Source organism: Rhodobacter sp. 24-YEA-8, from assembly GCF_900105075.1.
GTDB lineage: Bacteria > Pseudomonadota > Alphaproteobacteria > Rhodobacterales > Rhodobacteraceae > Pseudogemmobacter.
The window spans coordinates 210,511-220,085 of record NZ_FNSK01000006.1 but is presented as its reverse complement, the minus strand read 5'-3'; the positions used below and the strand labels follow the sequence as shown (position 1 = coordinate 220,085).

Below are 9,575 nucleotides of genomic sequence, written 5' to 3'. Positions count from 1 at the left end.
GCCTTCTCGGTGCTGATCATGCTGACCGTGCTGGCTGCCATGGGGCTGATGCGTCTGCTCCTTCTGGCGCAGGCACGGTACAATGGCCGCCCGGGACGGGGCGAAATGGCCGGCTGAAAGGATGACCATGCCTTGCCGCGAGGCGGTTGCGCTTCGCGGCGCCCCTGAAGACAGGATCCGCGACACCGAAAACAGGCAGTGTCAGCGGGCAGATAAAAGCGACGCGAGATGGCGCAGCCTGGCGCTGGTCTCCTGGGTCCAGCGGAATGAGAAATTCAGCGCCAGCGCCGCAGCGAAATTGCCCCCGGCATCGGGCATTGCGGGCGCGAAGATCGTACCGGGCAGAAAACTGGTCCGGGCCATCCCCGCTTCGCGCAACAGCACGCCCTGGTCCAGCGGCGCGGGCAGGCTCAGCCAGCAGGTGAAGCCCCCCGCCGGATCGGAAAGCGCGCCCCGCCCGCCCAGGGCTTCAGTCAGGATCGCACGGCCCTCCTGCATCCGGCGCGCGAGCGTGCGGTTGAGGTTGCGCAGCTGGCGGTCATAGCTGCGCCCCGAGAGATAGCGCGCGATGCCCCATTGCACGAAACCATCGCGCAGGCGGTGCCCGTTCATGTAATGGGTCACCAGCAGGTCGCGCTTGTGCAGCCCCCCCACCACCCAGCCATAGCCATATTCCGGCGGCAGAGTGAATTCGAAACTGCCGATCTGCACCACCGTGGCGCCCTGATCGAAATGCCGCAGCGTGACGCGCGGGCCCGGCCGGTAGCCAAGGTCGCCGAACATATCATTCTCGATGATCACGGTGCCATGCCGCGCGGCGATGGCGACAAGCCGCTCCATCACCTCTGGCGGACAGGTGACACCGGTCGGAAAGTGGTTGGTCACTGTCAGGATCGCTGCGCGCACCGGATGCGCCGCCAGCAGCCGGGCAAACTCCTCCGGGTCAAGGCCGCGCAGCGGATCGGGGGTGATTTCGATCACCTTCAGATCGCGCCGCCGCAGCGTGGCCAGCAGTGGGAAATAGCCGGGGCTTTCGACCAGCACGGTATCACCCGGCCGGGTAAAGCTGTCGAGACAGAGGTTGCAGGCCTGGATCGCCGAGCCGGTGATAAGGATCTCGCCCGGCTGGGCAAAGGTGCCGCGCCTGGCGATATGACGGCAGATCTCCTCGCGCATCCGCAGATCGCCATCGGGTTCCAGCCCCTCGGCAAGGCGGCGGCTGCCGGTGCGCAGTGACTGGCGCATGATGCGGTCGGCCTGAGCGCGCGGGATGAGATCGTCACAGATCCACATGGCGCCGAAGGTCTCGAACCGGCGATCCTGCTGCGGACGCAGGAGCTGGCTGTGCAGATCCTCTGCCCTGTCGTCAGGGGGCGGATCGGGCGTGGTAACAGGCGCAGGCGGAACGGCTGTGACGAAATAGCCCGAGCGCGGCTGCGCCCGGCACAGGCCGCGGCTTTCCAGAAGCTCATAGCCATGCAGCACTGTGACCGCGCTGAAGCCGGTGATCCGGCTCATCTGCCGCACCGAAGGCAGGCGATCCCCCGGCCGCAAAGCGCCCGAACCGATGCGCGCGGTGATCATCCCGGCCACTTTCTCATACCTGGTCATCAGCTGGGATCTTTCAATCTGTACTGATCGAGAATGCGCGGATCTGCTGATAGGAAACAATGGCGCAGCGCGTTAATCTGATACGTAACAGCCATTATTTGCGCGAGGCGCGGCCCGATGCGCCGGAACAGACACCGTCGCGAAGGATAAAAAGTTCCGTCTGTTCTGATTGTCCCACCCGCCAGCATCCCCCTTCACCCTCTTCGCGAGGAATGACCGCGATGACCGAAATCAGCCCGCTTGCCACCACCATCGGTTCCCGGATCGAAAAGCTCCTGGCACTGCAGCCGCCGGGGCGCTCGCCTTTGCAGCCGTTTTACACCGATCCCGCGATCTATGCCGAGGATCTGGAACGCTTCCTGTTCCGCCACTGGATTTGCGCCGGCCATGTCAGCAGCCTGGCCGCACCCGGCGATTTCTTCACCGTTGAATTCGCGGGGGAGTCGGTGATCCTGGTCAGGGGCCGCGACAATGAGATCCGCGCGCTGGCCAATGTCTGCCGTCATCGCGGATCGCGCGTCTGTCTGGAACGTTCTGGCAATACGCGGCTGTTCATCTGTCCCTATCACGCCTGGGCCTATCATCTGGACGGCTCGCTCCGGGCGGCGCGTGACATGGGCCCGGAATTCGGACGCGAGGATCATGGGCTGCGGCAATTGCAGGTCAGGATCGCGGGCGGGCTGATTTTCTTCACCTTCGCCGATCAGCCGCCGGATTTTTCTGCGGCGCAGGAGGTGATCGCCACCGTCGCCCGCGCCTATGGCTGGGAGACCGCGAAAGTGGCTCTGCGCAAAAGCTGGCGCATCGCGGCAAACTGGAAGCTCGCGGTCGAGAATTATCTGGAATGCTATCATTGCGGCCCCTCGCATCCCGAATTCAGCGAGATCCATTCCAATGATCAGTCGCCCGAAAAGGTCGCCGATCTTTTTGCCGCGATGCAGGCCGAGGCAGCGGCCCAGGGCCTTGATCTGCCCGAGACGGATCTTTGGGGCATTGCAGCCGGTGAGGGCCGCGAACCGGTCTGGTGCAAGCGCTTTGCCCTGCTTGACGGCGCGCGCAGCGGCAGTGCGGGCGGAGAGCCGGTCGCGCCGCTGATGGGCCAGTTCACGCGCTATGACGGCGGCACCACGTATCTGAATATGGGGCCGGTCAGCTACAGCCTGTCCTATCCCGATCATACGGTGATCTACCGGTTCATCCCCCATGGCGTGAACGAATGCGAGATGGAGATCCTCTGGCTGGTGCATGGCGAGGCCGAGGCCGGGCGCGACTACGATCCCGAAGCGCTGTCCTGGATGTGGGTCGTGACCTCCGAGGCAGATAAGCGCATCACCGAGGACAACCAGAAAGGCGTCAATTCGCGCTATTACCAGCCCGGCCCGCTGGCTGTGATGGAGGGGCGCCAGCGCCGCTTTGTCGAATGGTATCTGGCCGGGATGGGCCGGGCGGCAGACTGATCTCGCCGGTAGCTGCGATCTGCGGATCTCGACAGGCTTGGCTGCCAGCCGGGTAAAGACGGCCCTGTCAGAACGAATTTGACACATCTGAGCGAGTTCTGTTCACTGCGAAAAGCGCAGAAGTCCGGGGAAAGGACATGCCTTTATCGCGTCTGATTGACCGCATTTATGAAGCCGCTTTCGTCCCTTCGGTCTGGACAGATGTTCTGGAGCAGCTGGTGCTGCTGACGGGATCCGAGGGCGGCGTCATCTTTGCCGGCGCGCCTGCGGCCCCGCCCCGCTTTGTTGCATCCGACAAGGTCGCAGCTTCGGGCTGGGCTGGCAGGTCGGCACCGTGGCGCCTTTGCTGACGCAGGAGCTTGCCGTGATGACAATTGACCGCATCAGCCCGAACATGTCGTGCTGCTTGATCAGCTGCGGCCGCATCTGACGCGGGCGATGATGATCTCGGCGCGTCGTGGCATGATGATTGCGGAAACATCGCTGGCTTCATATGAGGGCGATGCGCCGGGGTAGATATGCAAATCCCGCGACCTGCTCAGGGCAGGCCGCGGGATTTCAGGTCACAGACAGAATCTGCCGGAGATCGTCGCTACATCCCCATCAGACGTGGCAGGAACAGCGTTATTTCCGGGATGTAAGTGATCATCATCAGGAAAACGAGCGCGGTCAGCAGCCAGGGCACCACCGATTTCGAAACCTCGGTCAGGCCCAGTTTCGAGATCGCCGATCCGACATAAAGGTTCAGCCCGACAGGCGGTGTCGCCAGACCGATCTCCATATTGACGATCAGGATGATGCCGAAATGGACCGGATCGATCCCCAGCTTTACCGCAATCGGATAGAGGATCGGCGCCATGATCAGGATGATCGCCGAGGGCTCCATCACCATGCCGATCACCAGCAGCATGATATTGACCATCAGCAGGAAGCCGATCTTGCCAAAGCCCAGGCTGACGATCCAGTCCGACATATGCTGCGGGATCTGCTCGGAAGTCAGGATGAAGGCGAACATCACGGCATTGGTGATGATGTAAAGCAGCATTGCCGACATCGCTGCCGAGGTCAGCAGCACCTTCGGCACATCGCGCATCCGGATATCCTTATAGACAAAGACCGCGATGACGAAGGCATAGACGGCCGAGACCGCTGCGGCTTCGGTGGGGGTGAAGATACCTCCATAGATGCCGCCCATGATGATGACGATCAGCAAAAGACCCCAGATCGACTTGCGAAACGCGGCAAAGCGCTCTCCCCAGCCGGCACGCGGCAGCCGCGGATAGCCGTTCTTCCAGGCGCGCCAGACGGTGGTGGCCGCATACATCGCAGCCAGGATCAGCCCGGGCACCACGCCCGCGATGAAGATCTGCCCGATCGAGGGCGAGAAGACGACCTCTCCATCCGGCCCGGTCGCCATCATCCCCGATGTGGCCACCGCATACATCACCATGACGATGGACGGCGGGATCAGGATGCCAAGCCCCCCGGCCGCCGCCACCGGGCCGACCGCGAATTGCGGCGGATAGCCCATTTTCACCATGGCCGGGATCATGATCGAACCCACTGCCATCACGGTCGCCGGGCTTGACCCCGAAATTGCCGCGAAAAGTGCGCAGGCCACCACGGCCGCAAGACCCATGCCGCCATGCCAGTGCCCGACCATCGAGGTGGCAAAGGCGATCATTCGCTTCGCGACCCCGCCATGGGTCAGGAAGTTCCCCGCCAGGATGAAGAAGGGGATCGCCATGATCTCGAATTTCTCAATGCCGGTGAACAGCTTCAGCGCGATGCTGTCCATCGGGATCGAGGTGAAGAAATAGAGGAAGCTGAACACCGTCAGACCAAGCGCGATAGACACCGGCATCGAGGTCGCCAGCAGCACGGTCAGAATGGCAAAGATGATAAGTGCGGTCATTTCGCGGCACCTCCATTTGCGGGTGCCGGCGCGTCATCCATGCCGTCGACATGACCATGCTCGTGATGCACGATCTGGCCGGTGGTGACATAGAGATGCAGCGCCTGGATGAAGCGGAAACACATCAGCGCCGAGCCGAGCGGCACCGCGAGATAGACGATCCACATCGGCATTTCGAGGTCGGCCGAGATCTGGCCGCCGACACCCACATGGTAGACAAAGGTCGAGCCGATCCAGACAAGGATCGCGGTGAACAGGATGCCGCCCGACATGGCAATGATCGTCACGATCCGCTGCCATTTGGCATCAAGCTTCAGCACAACCATATCGACGCCGACATGGATGCCGATCCGCACGCCATAGGCGGCCCCGAATTTCGCCATCCAGACAAAGAGATAGATACAGGCTTCCTGGGCCCAGGTCAGCTTGATCGAGTTGATCGAGGAATAGACCGAACGCGCCCAGGCTTGCAGTTCGGGCATATCATTGGCACGCGCATAGCGCACCAGATCGGCGGCATAGCCGATCGAAAAGCGATGGAAGACCGCAACAAAGATCAGGATCACGGCGGCTGCCATCAGCACCGAGATCAGAACCTCCTCGAAACGGTCGAGGATGCGCAGAAACATGGCAAAACCTCGTGTCAGGGGACCAAAAAAGGGGCGCGAAGAGACCGCGCCCCCGGGTTCATGCAGGGAAATCTGTCAGACGGGATTATTCGATGCCGAGAACGCCATGCGCTTTGGCAATCAGATCGGCGCCGATCCGAGACGCCATTTCATCATGAACCGGACGCAACCGCGCGATCCATTCGGCGCGCTCGTCTTCGGTCAGCTCATGAAAGGTGGTGTAGCCGGCCTTCACCATTTCGGCCATCGCCCATTCATTCTCTTCGCGGGCGATGGAATTGGCATAGATGGTCGATTCCTCCATCGCGCGGTCCAGCTGCTCGCGGATCGCAGGATCCAGACCGTCCCAGAAGGCCTTGTTCACGATGACCGCATAGCCGAGATAGCCATGGTTCGAGAGCGTTGCATGCTTTTGCACTTCATGCATTTTCTGGGTGAACATATTCGAGGGCGGGTTTTCAGTGCCGTCGACCACACCGGTCTGCAACGCCTGATAGACCTCGGAGAAAGGCAGCACCTGCGGCACCGCATCCAGCGCCAGCATCTGCGCCTCAAGGATCTTCGAAGACTGAATGCGCATCTTCAGACCGAGGAAATCATCGGTGCTTTCGATCCGCGAATTGGCGGACATGATCTTGAAACCATTGTCCCAATAGGCCAGTCCTTTGATGCCCTTGGGATCGAGGAGGCCCAGAAGCTCCTGGCCGATCTCGCCATCGGTGATCTTCCGCAGATCGTCGTAATCCGCCATCAGATAGGGCAGATCGAACAGCTCGAACTGCTGCACGCCCAATGGGCCGAATTTCGCAAGCGAGGGCGCGAGCATCTGTACGGCGCCAAGCTGCAGCGCCTCCAGCTCTTCCTTGTCTTTGTAAAGCTGGCTGTTGGGGTAGACTTCGACCAGCACCGCGCCTTCGGTGTATTTCTCGGCCAGTTCTTTGAATTTCTGGGCCCCTTTGCCCTTGGGCGTGTCGGGGGCAACCACATGGCTGAATTTGATGGTGACAGATTGGGCCAGGGCCGGGAAGGCCGCGGACAGGGCGAGAGCAGCAGCGCCGGCCAGAGTGGCAAGTGAACGACGAGTGATCATGATATCCTCCTCAGATCCCACCGCCCTCCTGCCGTGGGATTTCCGTTTGCTTCCTTGCCAGCGTGATCACGGTTTCGCTATTGTGGATTCCCGCAATAAGGCAAGAAAGTTGCGTATGGGGCGCGGGGGCAAACAGATATGGCAACACAGGATCCCGGCAACAGGAGCAAAGGGTGAGGCGATGCGGTCACGGACCCGTCAATGACTGAGGCCGCGCCTTTGAATGCCCGCGCCCGGCCCGGTTCTACCGATCAGGCCGGGCGGGCGGCCCCGCGTGGCGGCTCCTGGGCGCTGGAGATCGCGCATCCGCCGCGCAGGCGTGTGGATCTTTTGTCTCTCGTGCCGCTGCTGGCGATCATCGCGCTGGTTGGTATGGTCTGGGCGCTGGTCTGGCTGGTGGCCCGCGACGATGTCGGGAAAGCCCGCGACAAACTGGCGACCGATGCGCTCTGGGTCGAGCAGACCCTGCGATTCCAGCTGGGTGTGGATGAGGATATGCTGGTCCGGCTGGCGCTGGATCATGCCGGCGGCGTGTCGGATCAGGTGATCGCCGCAAGGGCGCGCAGCCATATCATGTCAAATCCCGAAGTGGTTTCGATCCTGTGGTATGATGCCGAAGGCGCGCCCGGATCGGCAGTGCCCCCCATCGGCTCGGAGGCGGATGGCGCGCTGGTCGGGCGGATCCTTGCCAGCCCCGCAGGGGTGATCCGCCCGGTTTACGGCGCGGTCGGGCGCGACGGTCTGGTGACCATCGGCGTGCCGCTGGCCGAGCGCCAGGGCGTGGTGACCGCGACGCTTTCCCTGCCCCGTGTGCTCGAGCGCCATCTGCCCTGGTGGATCGCCGAACAATATGGCGTCATACTGGTCGATCTGTCCGGCAATGTTCTGGCCAGCCGCCAGCGCATTGAAACAGACCCTCAAAATCCGAAACATATCATCAGCTTCGACCCTCCGCTGCGGGGAACCTGGCTGCATATCAGCGCCTATACCGCGCCCGGAGCCTTTCGCGCCACCGCGCTTTTCGGCGCCATTGCCGCCCTTGCGGCCTTTGCGGTGCTGGCGCTTGGCGTGCTCTACCGTTCGTCGAAACGGCGCCGCGAGACCGAGATGCGGCTCTGGAGTGAAACCGCCTTTCGCCGGTCGATGGAGGAAAGCCTGACCGTGGGTCTGCGCGCCAAGGACCATGAGGGCCGGATCCTGTTCGTCAATCCGGCCTTTTGCAATCTGGTCGGCTGGGAGGCGGAGGAGCTGATAGGGCATCAGCCGCCAATGCCCTATTGGGACCCCTCGATCCTGACCGAAACGCAGGAGCGCCATAGCCAGCTTGCCGCCGGTGGCGCGGTCAGCCAGCGCTTCGAAACCCGTTTTGTCGCACGCGACGGGCGCGAGATTGACATCGAAGTCTATGAGGCACCGCTGATCGACGCGATGGGCGCGCATCGCGGCTGGATGGGCTCGGTGATCGATATTACCGAAGCCCGCCGCGCGGCCCGTCGCACCCGGCTGCAGGATGAGACCCTGGCGCGAACCGGCCGGCTGGTGACTTTGGGCGAAATGGCCTCGACGCTGGCGCATGAGCTGAACCAGCCGCTGGCCGCCATCGCCTCATATGCGGCGGGGATGCTGAACCTGATGGAACGCCAGAAGGCCGATCCTCAGGTGCTCAGAACCGCCACGGAAAAACTGGCCCGTCAGGCCGACCGCGCCGGTCAGATCATCCGGCGGATCCAGGATCTGGTGAAAAAGCGCGAGCCGCATTTCCAGCCGCTTGATCTGAGCGCAGTGGTCGATGAAACGCTGGGCTTTTTGCAGGCCGATGCGCGCGAACACCGGGTCAGGCTTCTGCGCGACGGCGCGGCCAGACATGCGGTGGCCGCTGACCGTATCCTGCTGGAACAGGTGCTGATCAATCTGATCCGCAACGGTATGGAAGCCATGGCCGAGACCCGCCATGGCGATACGGTCACCGTCCGGCTGTCGGAAGAGCCAGGCAAAGTGGTGCTTGAGGTCGACGATTGCGGCGCCGGCATCTCTGCCGATCTGCGCGAAAGCATTTTCGAAGCCTTTGCCACCACCAAACCGCAGGGTATGGGAATGGGTCTGAAAATCTGCCGCTCGATCATAGAACTGCATGGCGGCAGCCTGACCTGGCGCGAAGCGCGGGACGGAGGAACGGTGTTCACGGTCGCCTTGCCGGCCATGAGATCCGGGGAAGACGAGGGAAAAGCTGAGGGGAGCAGGGGGGATGCATGACCGGACTGGTTGACATCGTTGACGATGAAGAGGCGATCCGCGACGCGCTGGCCTTTTTGCTGGCCTCGCGCGATATCGAAACCCGGCTCTGGGCCTCGGGCGAGGATTTTCTCGCCGCGCAGCCGCTGGAGGATATGACCTGCATCATCATGGATGTCCGCATGGGGGGCCTGTCGGGGCCTGAGGTCTATGAACGGCTGCGTTCCATGGGCTCGGTGGTGCCGGTGATCTTTCTGACCGGCCATGCCGATGTACCGATCGCGGTGCGGACCCTGAAGGCCGGGGCCTTTGATTTTGTTGAAAAACCCTTCAATGACAATCACATCGTCGATCTCGCTTTGCGCGCGATTGCCGCCGGCCTGGCCGCGCAGACCCAGGCGGCGCATCGGCGCGATTTCGACCATCGCCGCGCCTCGCTGTCGCAGCGCGAGGCCGAGGTGATGGACCTGATGCTGACCGGCGCGATGAACAAGCAGATTGCCGATCAGCTTGGGATAGCGATCCGCACGGTCGAGGCGCATCGCGAAAAGGTGCTGAGCAAGATGGGGGTACGCAATGCCCTCGAACTCGCCGCACGGGGGCGGGCGCTGAGCCCTGATCCCTGAAGGCAGATCCCGCGA

At 62.5% G+C, this 9,575-nt stretch carries 8 protein-coding genes; 4 read left to right on the top strand and 4 right to left on the bottom strand.

Going from position 1 to position 9,575, the window contains the following annotated elements; translation table 11 throughout:
• Positions 1–201: 201 nt before the first annotated feature.
• Positions 202–1,611 carry an aminotransferase-like domain-containing protein gene (locus BLW25_RS23675; RefSeq protein WP_092904784.1) on the bottom strand — a complete coding sequence of 470 codons (1,410 nt, stop codon included), beginning with the start codon at positions 1,609–1,611 and terminating at the stop codon, positions 202–204.
• Positions 1,612–1,832: 221 nt separating this feature from the next.
• Here BLW25_RS23675 and BLW25_RS23670 point away from each other — a divergent pair, with 221 nt between their 5' ends.
• A complete protein-coding gene (locus tag BLW25_RS23670) occupies positions 1,833–3,068 on the top strand; it encodes an aromatic ring-hydroxylating oxygenase subunit alpha (protein WP_171909739.1) in 1,236 nt (411 codons plus the stop codon).
• 137 nt (positions 3,069–3,205) lie between these two features.
• Positions 3,206–3,418 carry a hypothetical protein gene (locus tag BLW25_RS23665; RefSeq protein ID WP_092904781.1) on the top strand — a complete coding sequence of 71 codons (213 nt, stop codon included), beginning with the start codon at positions 3,206–3,208 and terminating at the stop codon, positions 3,416–3,418.
• Positions 3,419–3,660: 242 nt separating this feature from the next.
• Here BLW25_RS23665 and BLW25_RS23660 read toward each other — a convergent pair whose 3' ends face one another.
• The 3 genes from BLW25_RS23660 to BLW25_RS23650 all read right to left on the bottom strand — a co-directional run bounded on the left by BLW25_RS23660 (position 3,661) and on the right by BLW25_RS23650 (position 6,702).
• Entirely contained in the window at positions 3,661–4,983 is a 1,323-nt protein-coding gene (locus BLW25_RS23660) for a TRAP transporter large permease (RefSeq protein WP_092904779.1), read from the bottom strand.
• A complete protein-coding gene (locus BLW25_RS23655; RefSeq protein WP_092904777.1) occupies positions 4,980–5,612 on the bottom strand; it encodes a TRAP transporter small permease in 633 nt (210 codons plus the stop codon). Before BLW25_RS23655 ends, BLW25_RS23660 begins: the two co-directional genes overlap by 4 nt.
• Before the next feature lie 85 nt (positions 5,613–5,697).
• The gene (locus BLW25_RS23650) at positions 5,698–6,702 is read right to left on the bottom strand and encodes a TRAP transporter substrate-binding protein (RefSeq protein ID WP_092904826.1); all 1,005 of its coding nucleotides are present in this window, start codon (positions 6,700–6,702) and stop codon (positions 5,698–5,700) included.
• A 201-nt stretch (positions 6,703–6,903) separates the two neighbouring features.
• Here BLW25_RS23650 and BLW25_RS23645 point away from each other — a divergent pair, with 201 nt between their 5' ends.
• Both BLW25_RS23645 and BLW25_RS23640 read left to right on the top strand, forming a co-directional pair.
• Positions 6,904–8,955, top strand: a complete 2,052-nt coding sequence (locus BLW25_RS23645) for a PAS domain S-box protein (RefSeq protein WP_092904775.1) — start codon at positions 6,904–6,906, stop codon at positions 8,953–8,955.
• Positions 8,952–9,560 carry a response regulator transcription factor gene (locus BLW25_RS23640; protein ID WP_092904773.1) on the top strand — a complete coding sequence of 203 codons (609 nt, stop codon included), beginning with the start codon at positions 8,952–8,954 and terminating at the stop codon, positions 9,558–9,560. The genes BLW25_RS23645 and BLW25_RS23640 overlap by 4 nt, the downstream gene beginning before the upstream one ends.
• Positions 9,561–9,575 lie beyond the last annotated feature (15 nt).

Excerpts from the sequence above, each read along its gene's own strand:
- BLW25_RS23660 (WP_092904779.1), bottom strand. The coding sequence starts at position 4,983 with ATGACCGCACTTATCATCTTTGCCATTCTGACCGTGCTGCTGGCGACC.
- BLW25_RS23670 (WP_171909739.1), top strand. The coding sequence starts at position 1,833 with ATGACCGAAATCAGCCCGCTTGCCACCACCATCGGTTCCCGGATCGAA.
- BLW25_RS23665 (WP_092904781.1), top strand. The coding sequence starts at position 3,206 with ATGCCTTTATCGCGTCTGATTGACCGCATTTATGAAGCCGCTTTCGTC.
- BLW25_RS23645 (WP_092904775.1), top strand. The coding sequence starts at position 6,904 with ATGACTGAGGCCGCGCCTTTGAATGCCCGCGCCCGGCCCGGTTCTACC.
- BLW25_RS23650 (WP_092904826.1), bottom strand. The coding sequence starts at position 6,702 with ATGATCACTCGTCGTTCACTTGCCACTCTGGCCGGCGCTGCTGCTCTC.
- BLW25_RS23655 (WP_092904777.1), bottom strand. The coding sequence starts at position 5,612 with ATGTTTCTGCGCATCCTCGACCGTTTCGAGGAGGTTCTGATCTCGGTG.
- BLW25_RS23675 (WP_092904784.1), bottom strand. The coding sequence starts at position 1,611 with ATGACCAGGTATGAGAAAGTGGCCGGGATGATCACCGCGCGCATCGGT.
- BLW25_RS23640 (WP_092904773.1), top strand. The coding sequence starts at position 8,952 with ATGACCGGACTGGTTGACATCGTTGACGATGAAGAGGCGATCCGCGAC.